Origin of the sequence: Sphingomonas sp. Leaf32, assembly GCF_001421765.1 — a bacterium.
Classification (GTDB): Bacteria; Pseudomonadota; Alphaproteobacteria; order Sphingomonadales; family Sphingomonadaceae; genus Sphingomonas.
On record NZ_LMLA01000001.1, the window covers coordinates 773,176 to 789,775 of the forward strand.

The 16,600-nt window shown below is 64.7% G+C and carries 22 protein-coding genes; 21 read left to right on the plus strand and 1 reads right to left on the minus strand.

Going from position 1 to position 16,600, the window contains the following annotated elements; all coding sequences use genetic code 11:
* Positions 1-156 precede the first annotated feature (156 nt).
* The 8 genes from ASE83_RS03720 (at position 157) to ASE83_RS03755 (ending at position 5,825) form a co-directional block, all read left to right on the plus strand.
* Positions 157-393 carry a ribbon-helix-helix protein, CopG family gene (locus ASE83_RS03720; protein ID WP_055755878.1) on the plus strand — a complete coding sequence of 79 codons (237 nt, stop codon included), beginning with the start codon at positions 157-159 and terminating at the stop codon, positions 391-393.
* An 8-nt stretch (positions 394-401) separates the two neighbouring features.
* Positions 402-716 (plus strand): type II toxin-antitoxin system PemK/MazF family toxin, encoded by a 315-nt coding sequence (locus tag ASE83_RS03725; RefSeq protein WP_055783924.1) that lies wholly within the window; start codon positions 402-404, stop codon positions 714-716.
* A 30-nt stretch (positions 717-746) separates the two neighbouring features.
* Complete coding sequence (locus ASE83_RS03730) at positions 747-1,652, plus strand: fructose bisphosphate aldolase (protein WP_055783926.1); 906 nt, start codon at positions 747-749, stop codon at positions 1,650-1,652.
* Positions 1,653-1,940: 288 nt separating this feature from the next.
* Positions 1,941-2,627, plus strand: a complete 687-nt coding sequence (thiE, locus tag ASE83_RS03735) for a thiamine phosphate synthase (RefSeq protein ID WP_055783927.1) — start codon at positions 1,941-1,943, stop codon at positions 2,625-2,627.
* Between the two features lie 55 nt (positions 2,628-2,682).
* A complete protein-coding gene (locus ASE83_RS03740; protein WP_055784471.1) occupies positions 2,683-3,675 on the plus strand; it encodes a L,D-transpeptidase family protein in 993 nt (330 codons plus the stop codon).
* Between the two features lie 10 nt (positions 3,676-3,685).
* On the plus strand, positions 3,686-4,279 hold the full coding sequence (locus ASE83_RS18860) for a peptidoglycan DD-metalloendopeptidase family protein (protein ID WP_055783929.1): 594 nt from the start codon (positions 3,686-3,688) through the stop codon (positions 4,277-4,279).
* Positions 4,280-4,317: 38 nt separating this feature from the next.
* On the plus strand, positions 4,318-4,881 hold the full coding sequence (gene efp, locus ASE83_RS03750) for an elongation factor P (RefSeq protein ID WP_055783931.1): 564 nt from the start codon (positions 4,318-4,320) through the stop codon (positions 4,879-4,881).
* A gap of 128 nt (positions 4,882-5,009) precedes the next feature.
* On the plus strand, positions 5,010-5,825 hold the full coding sequence (locus ASE83_RS03755) for an inositol monophosphatase family protein (protein ID WP_055783933.1): 816 nt from the start codon (positions 5,010-5,012) through the stop codon (positions 5,823-5,825).
* Positions 5,826-5,864: 39 nt separating this feature from the next.
* Here ASE83_RS03755 and ASE83_RS03760 read toward each other — a convergent pair whose 3' ends face one another.
* Positions 5,865-6,332, minus strand: a complete 468-nt coding sequence (locus ASE83_RS03760) for a YbjN domain-containing protein (RefSeq protein ID WP_156352615.1) — start codon at positions 6,330-6,332, stop codon at positions 5,865-5,867.
* Between the two features lie 173 nt (positions 6,333-6,505).
* Here ASE83_RS03760 and ndhC point away from each other — a divergent pair, with 173 nt between their 5' ends.
* The 13 genes from ndhC (at position 6,506) to nuoK (ending at position 16,575) form a co-directional block, all read left to right on the plus strand.
* Complete coding sequence (ndhC, locus tag ASE83_RS03765; RefSeq protein WP_055755895.1) at positions 6,506-6,880, plus strand: NADH-quinone oxidoreductase subunit A; 375 nt, start codon at positions 6,506-6,508, stop codon at positions 6,878-6,880.
* Positions 6,871-7,440, plus strand: a complete 570-nt coding sequence (locus ASE83_RS03770) for a NuoB/complex I 20 kDa subunit family protein (RefSeq protein WP_055755925.1) — start codon at positions 6,871-6,873, stop codon at positions 7,438-7,440. The genes ndhC and ASE83_RS03770 overlap by 10 nt, the downstream gene beginning before the upstream one ends.
* Positions 7,437-8,294 (plus strand): NADH-quinone oxidoreductase subunit C, encoded by an 858-nt coding sequence (locus ASE83_RS03775; protein WP_055783936.1) that lies wholly within the window; start codon positions 7,437-7,439, stop codon positions 8,292-8,294. Before ASE83_RS03770 ends, ASE83_RS03775 begins: the two co-directional genes overlap by 4 nt.
* The gene (locus tag ASE83_RS03780) at positions 8,294-9,517 is read left to right on the plus strand and encodes an NADH-quinone oxidoreductase subunit D (RefSeq protein ID WP_055783939.1); all 1,224 of its coding nucleotides are present in this window, start codon (positions 8,294-8,296) and stop codon (positions 9,515-9,517) included. The genes ASE83_RS03775 and ASE83_RS03780 overlap by 1 nt, the downstream gene beginning before the upstream one ends.
* Before the next feature lie 23 nt (positions 9,518-9,540).
* Complete coding sequence (locus tag ASE83_RS03785; protein ID WP_055784475.1) at positions 9,541-9,846, plus strand: nuclear transport factor 2 family protein; 306 nt, start codon at positions 9,541-9,543, stop codon at positions 9,844-9,846.
* Positions 9,846-10,526, plus strand: coding sequence for a complex I 24 kDa subunit family protein (locus ASE83_RS03790; protein WP_055783941.1), 681 nt, complete (start codon positions 9,846-9,848; stop codon positions 10,524-10,526). The genes ASE83_RS03785 and ASE83_RS03790 overlap by 1 nt, the downstream gene beginning before the upstream one ends.
* A complete protein-coding gene (locus ASE83_RS03795; RefSeq protein WP_156352617.1) occupies positions 10,523-10,693 on the plus strand; it encodes a hypothetical protein in 171 nt (56 codons plus the stop codon). The genes ASE83_RS03790 and ASE83_RS03795 overlap by 4 nt, the downstream gene beginning before the upstream one ends.
* 2 nt (positions 10,694-10,695) lie before the next feature.
* On the plus strand, positions 10,696-12,000 hold the full coding sequence (gene nuoF, locus ASE83_RS03800) for an NADH-quinone oxidoreductase subunit NuoF (protein ID WP_055783945.1): 1,305 nt from the start codon (positions 10,696-10,698) through the stop codon (positions 11,998-12,000).
* Entirely contained in the window at positions 12,000-14,015 is a 2,016-nt protein-coding gene (gene nuoG, locus ASE83_RS03805) for an NADH-quinone oxidoreductase subunit NuoG (RefSeq protein WP_055783947.1), read from the plus strand. Before nuoF ends, nuoG begins: the two co-directional genes overlap by 1 nt.
* The gene (nuoH, locus tag ASE83_RS03810; protein ID WP_055783949.1) at positions 14,012-15,067 is read left to right on the plus strand and encodes an NADH-quinone oxidoreductase subunit NuoH; all 1,056 of its coding nucleotides are present in this window, start codon (positions 14,012-14,014) and stop codon (positions 15,065-15,067) included. The genes nuoG and nuoH overlap by 4 nt, the downstream gene beginning before the upstream one ends.
* Positions 15,064-15,549 (plus strand): NADH-quinone oxidoreductase subunit NuoI, encoded by a 486-nt coding sequence (gene nuoI / locus ASE83_RS03815; protein WP_055783951.1) that lies wholly within the window; start codon positions 15,064-15,066, stop codon positions 15,547-15,549. Before nuoH ends, nuoI begins: the two co-directional genes overlap by 4 nt.
* 112 nt (positions 15,550-15,661) lie before the next feature.
* Positions 15,662-16,273: an NADH-quinone oxidoreductase subunit J gene (locus ASE83_RS03820; protein ID WP_055783953.1), complete on the plus strand. Its 612-nt coding sequence runs from the start codon at positions 15,662-15,664 to the stop codon at positions 16,271-16,273.
* The gene (gene nuoK, locus ASE83_RS03825) at positions 16,270-16,575 is read left to right on the plus strand and encodes an NADH-quinone oxidoreductase subunit NuoK (protein ID WP_055755914.1); all 306 of its coding nucleotides are present in this window, start codon (positions 16,270-16,272) and stop codon (positions 16,573-16,575) included. The genes ASE83_RS03820 and nuoK overlap by 4 nt, the downstream gene beginning before the upstream one ends.
* Positions 16,576-16,600 lie beyond the last annotated feature (25 nt).

Below are 16,600 nucleotides of genomic sequence, written 5' to 3' on the forward strand. Positions count from 1 at the left end.
GGGGTCCAGAGCGCCGAACGCGACGCTGCGTTGTCTGGCCCTGGACCCCCGCCTGCGCGGGGGTACTGCGTTTTAACGTCCGAAGACCCAACAACCCGCTTGATCCCACCTTCAACCGCCGCTACCCGTTCAACACGTTAAACGAAGGGTAGGGCGTTGCTAGGGGTACGACTCGACACCGAATTGGAAGAGCGGCTCGCCAATGTCGCGCGGTCGCAGGGGCGTTCCAAGAGCGACATCGCCCGCGATGCCGTGCGCCGCTATGTCGAACTGCACGACGAAGCCTTTCGCGCCGAAGCCCGCCGCCAGTCCGAACGCGCCGCCGCGCGCGACGATGGCGCCGACTGGGCATTCTTCGACCGGGTGGAAGCGGAGGATGGCCGGTGGAGATAAGGCGCGGCATGATCGTCCTGGTCGAAGGGCCGGGCGACCTGGCGGTGAAGCGCCGCCCCTTCCTGGTCGTGCAATCCGACCTGTTCAACGAAGCGCACGCCTCGGTGACGCTGGTGCCGATGACCAGCCTGACCGGTGGCGAGACGCTGTTCCGCGTGCCGTTCCCCGCGTCCGACACGACCGGCATCTCGGTCGAGAGCGAAGCGCAGGTGGACAAGATCAAGACGCTGCGCCGCAGCCGCGTGGTGCGGGTGCTGGGGCAGGCGGATGCCACATCGATGGAGCAGGTGGACCAGGCGCTGCGGCGCTGGCTCGCGCTCTGACGCCATAACCGAAACCTTGAGGGGTCGATCATGAACAACGCCGACATGACTGCGAAGATTGCCGACGGACACGGGTTCATCGCCGCGCTCGACCAGAGCGGCGGTTCGACGCCGAAGGCGCTGAAGGGCTATGGCGTCGAGGACGGCGCATGGAGCACCGACGAGGAAATGTTCGGCCTGATCCATGCCATGCGCGCCCGGATCATCACGTCGGACGCCTTCACCGGTGACAAGGTGATCGGCGCCATCCTGTTCGAACGCACCATGGACGGGCAGGCGGGCGGCAAGTCCGTGCCGCAGGCGTTGGCCGACAAGGGCGTCGTCCCGTTCCTGAAGATCGACAAGGGGCTGGAGGACGAGGCGGACGGCGTGCAGCTGATGAAGCCGATGCCCGACCTCGACACGCTGCTGGCGCGCGCGAAGAAGCTCGGCATCTTCGGCACCAAGGAACGCTCGGTCGTCAACCTCGCCAACCACGCCGGCATCGCCGCCGTCGTCGCGCAGCAGTTCGAGATCGCCGACCAAGTGCTGGCGCACGGCCTGATGCCGATCATCGAGCCGGAAGTGAACATCAAGAGCGCGGAACGGGCCGAGGCCGACCAGATCCTGCTCGACGAGACGCTGAAGGCGCTGGACGAACTGACCGGTAACGACAAGGTCATGCTGAAGCTGTCGCTGCCGGCGAAACCCGGCCTGTTCCAGCCGCTGGTCGACCATCCCCGCGTGCTGCGCGTCGTGGCACTGTCGGGCGGTTTCGCCCGGACCGAGGCGTGCGCCGAACTGGCGAAGAACCCCGGCATCATCGCCAGTTTCAGCCGCGCGCTGCTGTCCGATCTGCGCCAGCCGATGACCGATGCCGAGTTCGACACGGCGCTGGGGCAGGCGATCGACGAAATCCACTGCGCCTCGACGCAGAAGGCGCTGGTCGCGGCGTAACGCTTTCCTACAGCCTGTGGGCCGTGACAAAAGAGCACCGGACGTTCCAGCGTCCGGTGCTCTTTGATCTTGTGGCCGAACCGATCCCCTCAACGTCACCCCGGACTTGATCCGGGGTCCCGCTTCTTCTCCGTCGGGTAGAAAGCGGGCCCCGGATCAAGTCCGAAGTCGCATAAGATGCAACTCACTCGCAACACTGCGCACGAAACGCGCGCAAGTGTGAACTTAGTGAACTTTGGCGCGCCGAAACCCTTTCACCCGCCGCCCCGCTGGGGCAGGGAAGGTCCCATGACCCTGAACGAAGACCCGCTCGGCCCGCTGTCCGCCGACTTCGCGACGCAGTTCGTCCGCGATCTGCGCCGCCCGCCGTGCCAGCTCTATTTGATCTCGCCGCTCGACGTGACCGGCGCCTTTCCCGATCGCCTCGCCCGCGCGCTCGATGCCGGGCCGGTCGCGGCGTTCCAGTTCCGGGTGAAGGACATCGACCAGCACGCCGCCGCGCGCCTCGCCGAACCACTCCAGAAAATCTGCGCCGACCGAGACGTCGCGTTCATCGTCAACGACAGCATCAGCCTGACCAAGCGGCTGGGCGCCGATGGCGTCCATCTCGGGCAGGACGACGGCGATGCGCGCGAGGCCCGCGACGTCCTCGGTCCCAACGTCCAGATCGGCGTAACCGTCCATGACAGCCGCCACCTCGCGATGGAAGCGGGGGAGGCGGGGGCCGATTACGTTGCCTTCGGCGCCTTCTACCCGACGACGACCAAGCAGGTCGCGCATGTCGCTGACCCGGTGCTGCTGTCGTGGTGGTCGACGGTGTTCGAACTGCCGTGCGTCGCGATCGGCGGCATCACGCCGGACAATGCCGCGCCGCTGGTCGCGGCGGGTGCCGATTTCCTCGCCGTGTCGGGCGCGGTGTGGAACGGCGAGGAGGCGGCCGCGATGCGCGCCTTCGCCGCCGTGCTCGCCAAATAGGGAAACGTCTGCCGTTACGGTCGTTATCCAGCCTCAACGATGTTGGGGACGGATGATGAAGCGGTTTGCCTTGGCGGCACTATTGGCGAGCGGCGTGGCGGTGGCGCAGGCGCCCGCGCCGACGCCGCAAGCCCCCGCAATCGATCAGGGCATCCTGCACGCGCAGGTCCTGCTCGATCGGCACGGCTTCACGACCGGCGTGATTGACGGAAAGGACAGCGTGCTGTTCAAGCAGGCGCTGCGCGGGTTCCAGACCGCACGCGGGCTGCCGGTCACCGGTCGGCTCGACGCCGCGACCACCCGTGCGCTCAACCCGAACCTGCGGCCCGCGACCGTAACGCTCACTTTGTCCGAACGTGCGCTGGCCGGACCGTACACCAACCCGATCCCCAAGGACTATGCCGAGCAGGCGAAGCTGACGACGATCGGCTATCGCTCGCCGCTCGAAAAGCTGGCCGAGATGTTCCACACGACCCCCGCCACGCTGGTCGCGCTCAACAGTCGTGAGACGATGCTGCGCCCAGGCACCCGCGTCGTCTTCCCGAACGTCCTGCCCTCGTCGCGCAGCTATGCGGACACCTGGTCGGGCGATTATCGCCAGACGCTCGCCAATCTGAACGTCGACGCCGCCCAGCCGCAGGCCGATCGCGTGGTGGTCGACAAGTCCGAAGGCTGGCTGCGCGCCTATGCCGGCGACCGGATTCTCGCCCAGTTCCCGGCGACCATGGGGTCGTCCCACGATCCGCTGCCGATCGGCGAATGGAAGATCCAGGGCGTCGCCCCGAACCCCGACTGGCAGTACAACCCGGCGATCCTGCGCCACGCCGACAAGTCGGACAGCAAGGAGATCGTGCCGCCCGGCCCGAACAATCCGGTCGGCGTCGTCTGGATCGACCTGTCCAAAGAGCATTACGGTATCCACGGCACGCCGGAGCCTGACAATATCGGAAAGACCGAGAGCAACGGCTGCATCCGCCTGACCAACTGGGACGCCGCGCGACTGTCGCTGATGGTCAAGCCCGGCACCCCGGCGATCTTCCAGCCATAGGGGCCGCGCGGTGAACCGGATCGGCTGGGCGTTCCTTGGCGTCTTCGTGCTGGCAGCCGGCCTGCTCGCGCTGCTGGTCGACTTCGGCCGCGCTTCCGCACCGTCAACCCGGGTCTTCGCCGATGCGCCGACCGGCCTTGCCGAGCCGCCGCCGCCCGGCCAACTGGTCCTGCCGGTGCGCGGCGTCGGCTGGTCGAGTATCCGCGACAGCTTCGGTGAGGAACGCGGCGGTGGCGAGCGGCACCATACCGGCGTCGACATCATGGCACCGGCCGGCGCGCCAGTCGTCGCGGCGGCGTCGGGCACGGTCGAGAAGCTCTATTACAGCCATGGCGGGGGCGGGGTGACCGCCTATGTCCGCTCGCCCGACCGGCGGCTGAGCTACTATTATGCCCATCTCGCCGCCTATGCCCCGACCCTGCGCGAAGGGGCGGCGGTGCGGGCCGGCGATCCGATCGGCGCGGTCGGCGACACCGGCAACGCCGGCGCCGGCAACTTCCACCTGCATTTCGGCGTCGAGCGGCTGAACTCCGACGACCCGTGGTATCGGGGCCGCGCGATCAACCCCTATCCGCTGCTTGCCCGCGGCCGGTCGCAGCGGTAAGGGCGCAGCTTCGCTCTTTCCAACAGGTATGGTTCGTCATGAAGATCAGCGGCGTCGACATTCGCCCCGGCAACATCATCGAATATGAAGGCGGCATCTGGCGCGCGGTGAAGATCCAGCACACGCAGCCGGGCAAGGGCGGCGCCTATATGCAGGTCGAGATGAAGAACCTGCGCGACGGCCGCAAGAACAATGTCCGCTTCCGTTCGGCCGAGACGGTGGAGCGCATCCGCCTCGATACCAAGGACTTCCAGTTCCTGTATCCCGAGGGCGACACGCTCGTCTTCATGGACAAGATCACCTACGATCAGGTGACGTTGGCCCGCGACCTGCTGGGCGACGCCGCCGCCTTTCTGCAGGACGGCATGGACGTCGTCATGGAAATGTATGACGAGGAAGCGATCAGCGTCCAGTTGCCCGACACGATCGAGGCGACGATCGTCGAGGCGGACGCGGTGGTGAAGGGGCAGACGGCATCGTCGTCCTACAAGCCCGCCGTCCTCGACAACGGCGTCCGCGTGATGGTCCCGCCGCACATCGCTGCCGGGACCCGTATCGTTGTGGATGTGTATGAGCAGACGTATGTCAGGCGGGCGGATTGAGGCGTAGCGGACGAGAGGAGATAGCGTAGCTATTTCCCCGATCCGCAAGCCCGGCCGGCGCGCGTAGCTGCGACCGACGGCACGGGCTTTGCCCGTGTCGCTGCAATGAAGTCATAGGAAGTCCAAGAATGTCCGCCCAGTCCGGCCTCATCACCGTCCTCGAACGCGCCGTCCGCAAGACCGGCCCGCGCCTGCGCCGCGACTTCGGCGAGGTCCAGCATCTCCAGGTCAGCCGCAAGGGGCCGGCGGACTTCGTGTCGATGGCCGACAAGCGCGCCGAGGAAACGCTGGTCGAGGAATTGCGCAAGGCCCGTCCCGACTGGGGCATGTTGCTGGAGGAAGGCGGCGAGATCGCCGGCGATCCGACCAAGCCGCGCTGGATCGTCGATCCGCTGGATGGCACCACCAACTTCCTCCACGGCATCCCGCATTTCTCGATCTCGGTCGCGGTCGAGGAGCCGAACGGTGCGGGCGGAAAGCCTGAGATCACGACGGCGATGGTCTATAACCCGATCACCGACGAAGGCTTCTGGGCCGAAAAAGGTCGGGGGGCGTGGTTGCAGGGACAGCGGCTGCGCGTGTCGTCGCGGCGCGACCTGTCGGAAGCACTGATCGCGACCGGCATCCCGTTCCTGGGCCATGGCAATTTCGCCGAATGGACCCGCATCTTCGGCGCGGTCGCCCCCGAAGTCGCGGGCATCCGCCGCTTCGGTTCGGCCGCGCTCGACCTTGCCTATGTCGCGGCGGGTCGCTTCGACGGCTTCTGGGAATCGGGGCTGAAGAAGTGGGACATCGCCGCCGGCATCCTGTTGGTGAAGGAAGCGGGCGGCTTCGTCACCGACTATCGCGGTGCCGACCGCGCCTATGAGAAGGGCGAGGTGCTGGCCAGCAACGAACAGATGCAGACGCGTCTGCACAAGCTGGTGGCCGGCGCACTGCGCTGATCCGGCGGGGTGGCGGCTCCGGGCCGCCACCGCCGCGCATCAGAAATCGATCGCCGTCTGGAATTCGCCCAGCAGCGACTCCCACGTCGCGATGTTCGCCTTGAACAGCGCGGTCGATATGCCGCCATCGTCTAAGTCGAGGTCCATCTCGATTCGCGGGTCCTTCTCGTCGTCGAGATAGACGCGGGCGAAGCGATGGCTGGCGTTCCATTTGTTCATCGTGTCGAGCGTCAGGCCCTTCTTCACGAACCCGGCATAGAATTGAACCGTCTTGCAGTCCTTATGCTCGGTGCAGTTGTAGAATAGGACCGAGAAGTCGACGCCCGCTGCACCGCTCTTGATGACCGGATCGCCGACATTGTCCTTCGACAGCACGGCGCGATAACCCGCATCGCGTAACGCGGTCATGACCGTCTCGGGTTTGGTCGCCACTACCGTCTGCGCCATGGCGGGCACGCCGCCGATCATGGCGGCTGCCCCAAGGGCCAGCTTTACCCATGCGTTCACTTGCGTTCCTCCTGTTCGTCGCCCGCCAAGGCCACGGATGTGCGGTGTCGTGGCACGATAACGGAGCGCAGGCGAGAATTGCGAGTGATTCTCATCCTGTTCCGCCCTTGATGCCCCAACGCCATCGTCCTAAAGCCGGCTCCATTCATACCGCAACCGCGAGAGACCCCACCTTGGTCGACCTGTCGCAATATCTGCCGATCCTGATGTTCCTGGGCATTGCCCTGGCGCTGTCGACGGCCTTCGTCGTGTTGCCCATGGTGGCATCGCGTTTCACCGGCGCACACAAGCCGACGCCGGAAAAGCTGACCGAGTACGAATGCGGTTTCCCCGCGTTCGAGGATTCGCGCAGCCAGTATGACGTTCGCTTCTATCTGGTCGCCATCCTCTTCATCCTCTTCGATCTCGAAGCGGCGTTCCTGTACCCTTGGGCGGTCACGGTGTTCGACCTCGGCTGGACCGCGTGGATTTCGATGATGGTGTTCATCGGCGAACTGGCGCTCGGCCTCGTATATGCCTGGAAAATGGGAGCTCTCGAATGGGAGTAGAACTCACGACGCCGCCGCACGGCTTCGGCGCGGGTAACGCCGCTGGCGTGCCCGCGCAGGCGCCCGATCAGGGTTTCTTCAACGACCTGAACGGCGAACTGACCGACAAGGGCTTTCTGGTCACCTCGACCGAGGATCTCTTTACCTGGGCACGGACCGGTTCGCTGTGGTGGATGACCTTCGGACTCGCCTGCTGCGCGGTCGAGATGATCCACGTCAACATGCCGCGCTATGACATGGAGCGCTTCGGCGCCGCCCCGCGCGCGTCTCCGCGCCAGTCGGACGTGATGATCGTGGCCGGCACGCTCTGCAACAAGATGGCCCCGGCGCTGCGTCGCGTGTACGACCAGATGTCGGAACCCAAATACGTCATCTCGATGGGTAGCTGCGCCAATGGCGGCGGCTATTACCATTACAGCTACAGCGTCGTGCGCGGCTGCGACCGTGTGGTGCCGGTCGACATCTATGTCCCCGGTTGCCCTCCGACCGCGGAAGCGCTGCTGTACGGCGTGATGCAGTTGCAGCGGAAGATCCGTCGTTCGGGGAGCATCGAACGGTGAAGGCGCCCGCACCCCGCTACGCGACCAACGACGGCATCATCGACGCGGCGACCGTTGCGCTCGGTGACATGCTGCTCGATGCGCAGGACAAGGTCGGCGAAGTCTCGCTGACCGTCGATCGCGATCGCCTGGTGATCGCGATGGAAACGCTGCGCGACACGCCGGGCCTGAAATATGAGATGCTGGCCGAGATTGCCGGCGTCGATTACCCGGAGCGGCCCGAGCGATTCGATGTCGTCTATCACCTGCTGTCGATGACGCGGAACCACCGCATTCGCGTGCGGGTGACGACCGACGAGGAAAAGCCGGTGCCGTCGGTGACGGGCATCTGGTACAATGCCGGCTGGCTCGAACGCGAAGTCTACGACATGTACGGCGTGCTGTTCACCGGCAATGCCGATCTGCGCCGCATCTTGACCGACTATGGTTTCCGCGGCCATCCGCTGCGCAAGGACTTCCCGCTCTCCGGCTATGTCGAGATGCGCTATTCGGAAGAAGCCAAGCGCGTGGTGTACGAGCCGGTGAAGCTGGCACAGGACTTCCGCACGTTCGACTTCATGAGTCCGTGGGAAGGCGCCGAATACGTCCTGCCGGGCGACGAAAAGGCAGCCGAGCCGAAGCCGGCGGTCGGGCAGGCACCGGGCGCGCCGACGCCGGTGACTGCCGATCAGGTGAAGCGCGCCGACGACAATGTGAAGGCCGCTTCGCCGCAGGTCGACAAGCCCAAGACCACCGACAGCACGGCGGATACCGGGGCGGGCAAGCCGCATCCGGGCAACCAGCCCGAAGCGAAGCCGGTCGATCCCGACGTGCCGTCGCCCGACGCGGGCAAGCCGCCGGTGGAGGACAAGTAATGGCCGATTACGACCATCAGATCGATGCCGCCAACCCGACGCCCGGCGATGTCGAAATCCAGAACTACACGATCAACTTCGGTCCGCAGCACCCTGCGGCGCACGGGGTGTTGCGTCTCGTCACCGAGCTGGACGGCGAGATCATCGAGCGGATCGACCCCCATGTCGGCCTGCTCCATCGTGGCACCGAAAAGCTGATCGAATATAAGACGTATCAGCAGGCGCTGCCGTACATGGACCGCCTCGACTATTGCTCGCCGCTGTGCATGGAGCACAGCTATGTGCTGGCGGTCGAAAAGCTGCTCGACATCGAAGTGCCGCTGCGTGCGCAATATCTACGCGTGTTCTTCGCGGAGCTGACGCGCATCTGCAATCACATGCTGAACCTCGGTTCGCACGTGATGGACGTCGGTGCGATGACGCCGAACCTGTGGATGTTCGAAGTCCGTGAAGACTGTATGGGCTTTTTCGAGCGCATGTCGGGCGCACGGATGCACCACAATTACTTGCGTCCGGGCGGCGTTCATCAGGACGTGCCGCTGAAGCTGTTGACCGACATCGCGGAATGGCTCGACACGCGCCTGCCGCGTCTGTTCGGCGATGCGATCAGTCTGGTCGCGGAGAACCGCATCTTCAAGCAGCGCAATGTCGACATCGCGATCGTCAGCCGCGAGGACGCGGTACGCTGGGGCTTTTCCGGCCCGATGATCCGGGGCGCGGGCATCCCGTGGGACATTCGCAAGGCGCAGCCCTACGACGCCTATGACCGGGTTGAGTTCGACGTGCCGGTCGGCACGCGTGGCGACTGCTACGACCGGTTCATGGTCCGCGTCGAGGAAGTGTGGCAGTCGGCGCGTATCATGAAGCAGTGCCTGGCACAGATGCCCGAAGGGCCGATCGCGTCGTCGGATCGCAAGGTTGTTCCGCCCAAGCGGGCGGAGATGAAGCAGTCGATGGAAGCGCTGATCCATCATTTCAAGCTGTATACCGAGGGCTTCCACGTCCCCGCCGGCGAAGTCTATGTCGCGACCGAAAGCCCCAAGGGCGAATTCGGCATCTACATGGTGTCGGACGGCAGCAACAAGCCGTACCGCGTGAAGATCCGCCCGACCGCGTTCAGCCATCTTCAGGCGATGGACTTCATGTCGAAGGGGCACATGCTCGCCGACATCACCGCCATCCTCGGTGCGATGGACATCGTGTTCGGGGAGTGCGACCGGTGAGCCGTCTCGACACCGTGACGGCGATGATGGAGCGCTACAATGCGCGCGATGCGGCAGGCTATGCCGCGTTCTTCGCCGACGATGGCTGCGAGGCGCAGTATCGCGGCGACGTCGTGCGCGACGGCCGCGCGGGCGTGGAGAGCGGCATGGCGGCGGTTTTCGCCGAGTTTCCGCAGAACCATGCCGAGGTGCTGCAGTCGTTCGAACTGGGCGAACGGGTCGTGCTGCATGAGCGCGTGCGCCGTTCGCCCGATGCCGAACCGTTCGACGTGATGACCGTCTATTCGTTCAGCGGCGACAAGGTCGGCCGCGTGGAGTTCATTCGCTGATGGCCGACGCCCCCAATATCCCCGACGAAGCCGAGGTGCGCGCGCGCTGGGGCAATTTCACTTGGAACCCCGCGAACGCCGAAAAGGCGCGCGAGATCGTCGCACGCTATCCCGAAGGCCGGCAGCAGTCGTGCACGATCCCGTTCCTCGACCTGGCACAGCGTCAGGTGGGTAGCGAGACGCACACGCAGGGCTGGTTGCCGGTGCCCGTGATCGAGTTCGTCGCCCGCGAACTGGGCATGGCCTATATGCGGGTGTACGAGGTCGCGACCTTCTACACGATGTTCAATCTGGCGCCCGTCGGTCGCTACCACGTGCAGGTCTGCGGTACGACGCCGTGCATGTTGCGCGGGTCGGACGATGTGTTCGCGGCGTGCAAGAACCGCGGGCTGATGAAGGGCAAGACCACGCCCGACGGCCTGTTCACGCTGACCGAGGTCGAGTGCATGGGCAATTGCGCCTCGGCACCGATGGTCCAGATCAACGACGATAATTACGAAGATCTGGACTATGATCGCATGACCGTGATCCTCGAAGCGCTGGGCAAGGGCGAAACGCCCAAGCCCGGCACGCAGGAACCGGGCCGTCACACGGTCGAACCGGTCGGTGAACCGACGAACCTCGCGGCGATGATGAAGGAAAATCACGACTATCGCCCGGAATGGGGCAACGCGTCGTGAGGGCGCTCGGCAGCTTGTTGCTGGCGGTCCTCGTCGGGTTCGTCGTGATGGTCATCGCGCTGAAGCTCTTCATCGGCGCGTTGAAGGTCGTCGGCGTGCTGATCGCGGTCGCGGCGATGGTCGCGGTGTATTTCATCGCCGAAAAGGCGATCGGGAAGGGACGATAAGGATGCTGGCCGACAAGGATCGCATCTTCACCAACGTGTACGGGTTCCAGCCGTGGAACCTCGATGCAGCCGTGATGCGCGGCGACTGGGACAATACCAAGGCGCTGTTGCAACTGGGTCCCGACACGATCATCGACCGGATCAAGGCGTCGGGTCTGCGCGGGCGCGGCGGGGCAGGCTTCCCGACCGGCACCAAATGGTCGTTCATGCCGAAGGCGCCGAAGCCCGACCGGCCGAACTTCCTGGTCATCAACGCCGACGAATCCGAACCGGGTTCGTGCAAGGACCGTGAGATCATCCGCCACGATCCGCACAAGCTGATCGAAGGCGCACTGGTCGCCGGTTTCGCGATGCGCGCGCGCGCGGCGTATATCTACATCCGTGGCGAATATATCCGCGAGGCCGAGACCCTGTTCGCGGCGATCGCCGAAGCCTATGCCAAGGGGCTGCTGGGCAAGAATGCCTGCGGATCGGGCTATGACTTCGACGTGTTCGCGCATCGTGGTGCCGGTGCCTATATCTGCGGCGAAGAAACCGCGATGCTCGAAAGTCTCGAGGGCAAGAAGGGACAGCCGCGCCTCAAGCCGCCGTTCCCGGCGGGTGCGGGCCTCTATGGTTGCCCGACGACCGTCAACAATGTCGAATCGATCGCGGTCGTGCCGACGATCCTGCGTCGCAGCCCGGAATGGTTCGCGAGCTTCGGCAACGAGAACAACAAGGGCACCAAGCTCTTCCAGATCAGCGGGCACGTGAACCGGCCCTGCGTGGTCGAGGAAGCGATGAGCATTCCGTTCCGCGAGCTGATCGAAAAGCATTGCGGCGGCATCCGCGGTGGCTGGGACAATCTGCTGTGCGTCATCCCCGGCGGATCGTCGGTGCCACTGGTCAAGGCCGAGCACATCATCGATGCGCCGATGGATTTCGACGGACTGAAAGCGGTCGGATCGGGCCTTGGCACCGCCGCAGTCATCGTGATGGACAAGTCGACCGACGTCGTCCGCGCGATCAGTCGCCTGTCGTACTTCTACAAGCATGAGAGCTGCGGTCAGTGCACGCCGTGCCGTGAAGGTACGGGCTGGATGTGGCGCGTGATGGAGCGGCTGCGCACCGGTGATGCCGATCTGTCGGAAATCGACACGCTGCATCAGGTGACCAAGCAGGTCGAAGGCCATACCATCTGCGCGCTGGGCGATGCGGCGGCGTGGCCGATCCAGGGCCTCATCAAGAACTTCCGCCCCGAACTCGAGCGGCGGATCAACGAAAAGCGTGGCGGCGGCGCGTCGCCCATGATGGAAGCGGCCGAATAATGCCCAAGGTCAAAGTCGATGGGATCGAGGTCGAGGTGCCGCAGGGTGCCACCGTCCTCCAGGCGTGCGAAGCGGCGGGCAAGGAAATTCCGCGCTTCTGCTATCATGAGCGGCTGTCGATCGCCGGCAATTGCCGGATGTGTCTGGTCGAGGTGAAGCCGGGACCGCCCAAGCCACAGGCATCGTGCGCGCTGCCCGCCGCCGACAATCAGGAAATCCGCACCGACAGCGCGATGGTGAAGGCCGCGCGCGAAGGCGTGATGGAATTCCTGCTCATCAACCATCCGCTCGATTGCCCGATCTGCGATCAGGGTGGCGAGTGCGACCTGCAGGACCAGTCGGTCGCCTATGGTCGTGGCCAGTCGCGCTATGACGAGAACAAGCGCGCGGTCACCGAGAAATATATGGGTCCGATCGTCAAGACGGTCATGACCCGCTGCATCCAGTGCACGCGCTGCATCCGTTTCGCGGAGGAAGTCGCGGGCGTGGAGGAAATCGGCGCGATCTATCGCGGCGAGAACATGCAGATCACGTCCTATCTTGAACAGGCGGTGACCAGCGAGCTGTCGGGCAATGTCGTCGACCTGTGCCCGGTCGGTGCGCTGACGTCCAAGCCCTATGCGTTCGAGGCGCGTCCATGGGAGCTGAAGAAGACGCTCGCCATCGACGTGATGGACGCTGTCGGCACCAACATCCGCCTCGACAGCCGGGGTCGGCAGGTGCTGCGTTGCGTGCCGCGCATCAACGAGGACGTGAACGAGGAGTGGGCGCACGACAAGACGCGCCACGCCGTTGACGGTCTGGTCCGTCGTCGCCTCGACAAGCCGTTCGTCCGCAAGGACGGCAAGCTGGTCGCGGCGGAGTGGGACGAGGCGTTCGCGGCGATCGCCGCCGTCAATGCCGGTTCGTCGGTCGCCGCGATCGCCGGCGATCTGCTCGATTGCGAGACGATGTTCGCGGCCAGGGCGCTGGTGAACGCGCTCGGCTCGACGCTGCTCGAAGGGCGGCAGACGGGTATGGCCTATGACGTCACCAATCTCGGCGCTGTCGCGTTCAACACGACGATCGCGGGGATCGAGGACGCCGATGCGATCCTGCTGGTCGGCAGCGACCTGCGTCATGAAGCGCCGCTCATCAATACCCGCGTGCGCAAGGCGATCAAGAAGGGTGCGCGCGTCTTCGCCATCGGGCCGGAAACCGACCTGACCTACAAGGTCGAATGGCTGGGCGACGACCTGAACCTGCTGAACGGCCTGTCGGATCGTGCGGCCGAAGCGCTCGATGCGGCGAAGCGTCCGGCGGTGATCGTCGGACCGGGCGCGTTGAAGGCGGGCCATGGCGCCGCGCTGAAGCTGGCGCGCGACGGCAATCTGGTCCGTACGCTGGAAGACGGTTCGAGCTGGAACGGCTTCAACGTGGTCCACACCGCCGCCGCCCGGATGGGCGCGCTGATGTTGGGCTATGCGCAGGCGGGCGGCATCGCCGACATCGTTGCGGCGAACCCGAAGCTGGTTTTCTTCGTCGGCGCGGACGAGGTCGATTTCGGCCAGTTTGCGAGTGCGACCAAGGTCTATGTCGGTCATCATGGTGACAAGGGCGCCGCGGCGGCGGACATCGTATTGCCGGGTGCCAGCTATGCCGAAAAGGCCGGCACCTATGTTAACCTCGAAGGGCGCGTGCAGCGCGGCGATCGCGCGGTATTCCCACCGGGCGACGCGCGTGAGGATTGGACGATCTTCCGTGCGCTGGGCGAAGTGCTGGGCGTGACGCTGCCGTTCGACAACTTTACCGGCGTGCGCCGTGCGATGACGGCGGCGGTGCCGGCGCTGGGTGAAGAAGGTCTGGTACGTTACGACTGGAACCCACCGGCACTCGACGCTAAGGGCGAGGGCAAGGTGACCTATCCGGTCGCCGACTTCTACCTGACCAACGCGATCTGCCGGGCCAGCCCGACGATGCAGCGTTGTTCGGCCGAACTTGTCCATGGCCAGGATTTCGCGGAGGCCGCCGAGTGACCTCGTTCTTCGAAACTACCGTCGGTCTGCCCTATGGCTGGGCGTGGACCGTCGCGACGCTGATTGGCATCCTGGTCATTGCGCTCCCGCTGATGCTGGCGGTCGCCATGATTATCTATGCCGATCGCAAGATCTGGGCGGCGATGGCGCTGCGCCGGGGACCGAACGTCGTCGGCCCGCTGGGCCTGCTGCAATCGTTCGCCGATGGTCTGAAGGTGTTCCTGCAGGAAACGATCGTGCCGTCGTCGGCCAATCGCGGCCTGTTCCTGCTCGCGCCGATCATCACCTTCACCGTGGCGCTGATCGTCTGGGCGGTCATTCCGTTCGATGTCGGTGTCGTGGTCGCGGACATCAATGTCGGCCTGCTTTACATCCTCGCGGCGTCGTCGCTGGGCGTGTATGGCGTCATCATCTCGGGTTGGGCGTCCAACTCGAAATATCCCTTCTATTCGGCGCTGCGTGCGGCCGCGCAGATGGTGTCCTACGAAGTCGCGATTGGCTTTGTCCTGATCTCCGTCGTATTGTGGGCGGGGTCGTTCAACCTGACGACGATCGTGCTGGAACAGCGCGCGCATATCTTCGGGTTTATTAACGGCTTCGGCTTCAATCCGCTGCTGTTCCCGATGGCGGTGGTCTTCCTGATTTCGTCGCTGGCCGAAACCGCGCGTGCGCCGTTCGATCTGACCGAGGCGGAATCGGAACTGGTCGCCGGCTATCAGACCGAATATTCGTCGATGGCGTTTGCGCTGTTCTGGCTGGGTGAATATGCCAACGTCATTCTGATGTGCGCGCTCAATGCGCTGCTGTTCTGGGGTGGGTGGCTGCCGCCGGTCGACTGGGCACCGCTGTATTTCGTGCCGGGGATCATCTGGTTCCTCGCCAAGACCTTCTTCTTCTTCTTCGTGTTCAGCTGGATCAAGGCGACGGTGCCCCGGTACCGCTACGACCAGCTGATGCGGCTGGGCTGGAAGATTTTCCTCCCGCTGTCGCTGATCTTCGTCTTCCTCATCTCCGGTTATCTGATGATCGACCGCGTAGGATTGCCGTCATGAGTATCGCCCAGACCATCCGATCGTTCACCCTGTGGGAGTTCGTGAAGGCCCATGCGCTGACGCTGCGGTACTTCTTCAAGGCCAAGGCGACGATCAACTACCCGTATGAAAAGAACCCGCTGAGCCCGCGTTTCCGCGGCGAACATGCGCTGCGTCGCTATCCCAATGGGGAAGAACGCTGCATCGCGTGCAAGCTGTGCGAGGCGGTGTGCCCGGCGCTGGCGATCACGATCGAGGCCGAACCGCGCGAGGACGGCAGCCGCCGCACCACGCGTTACGACATCGACATGACCAAGTGCATCTATTGCGGCCTGTGCCAGGAAGCGTGCCCGGTCGATGCGATCGTCGAAGGGCCGAATTTCGAATTCGCCACCGAAACGCGCGAAGAGCTGATCTATCACAAGGACAAGCTGCTCGCGAATGGCGACCGCTGGGAACGCGCCATCGCCGCGAACCTTGCGAGCGACGCGCCCTACCGGTAATGGCGCGCATGTTCCGTACCGGCGGGGGGCTGTCGCTCCGCTTCGCCGGCAATTCGATTAGCGTTTCGTCCCGCACATCCGCGCGGGGCGGGCAGGGGGAAGAGCAGCGCTCGTGATCCAGACACTCGCCTTCTATCTGTTCGCCACGATCGTGGTGGCATCGGCCGCGCTGACGATCACGTCGCGCAATCCGGTCCATTCGGTGCTGTGGTTGATCCTCGCCTTCTTCAATGCCGCCGGCCTGATGGTCCTGTGCGGCGCCGAATTCATCGCGATGCTGCTGGTCATCGTCTATGTCGGCGCGGTCGCGGTGCTGTTCCTGTTCGTGGTCATGATGCTCGACATCGACTTCACCGAACTGCGCGCCGGGTTCGTTCGCTATCTGCCCGCCGGCCTGGCGCTCGCGATCCTGCTCGCGGTCGAGCTGGTCGTCGGGGCCTATGCCTGGACGGCGGCGCGGATCGACCTTGCCAAGCGCATCGCACCTACCGATGCCGCGGTGCCGAATATCGAGGCGATCGGGCGGCTGCTCTACACGCGGTACCTCTACGTTTTCGAAGGTGTCGGTCTGGTGCTGCTGGTCGCGATGATCGGTGCGATCGTGCTGACGCAGCGCAAGCGGGCGGATGCGAAGGCGCAGAACATTAACCGCCAGATCAATCGTCGCGCGAAGGATGCGATCCGTAACGTCAATCAGCCCATCGGGCAGGGGGTCGAGCTGTGATCGGTCTTACCCATTATCTGGTCGTCGCGGCGATCCTGTTCACGCTCGGCGTGCTCGGCATCTTTCTCAACCGGAAGAACCTGATCGTCATCCTGATGTCGATCGAGCTGATCCTGCTGGCGGTGAACATCAATTTCGTCGCCTTCTCGGCGCAGCTCGGCGACCTGGTCGGTCAGATTTTCGCGATGTTCGTACTGGCGGTTGCCGCCGGTGAGAGCGCGATCGGGCTGGCCATCATGGTCATCTATTTCCGTGGTCGCGGTTCCATCGCGGTCGACGACGTCAACCGGATGAAGGGGTGATGCCGGTGGCTTTTCGGGTTTCGGG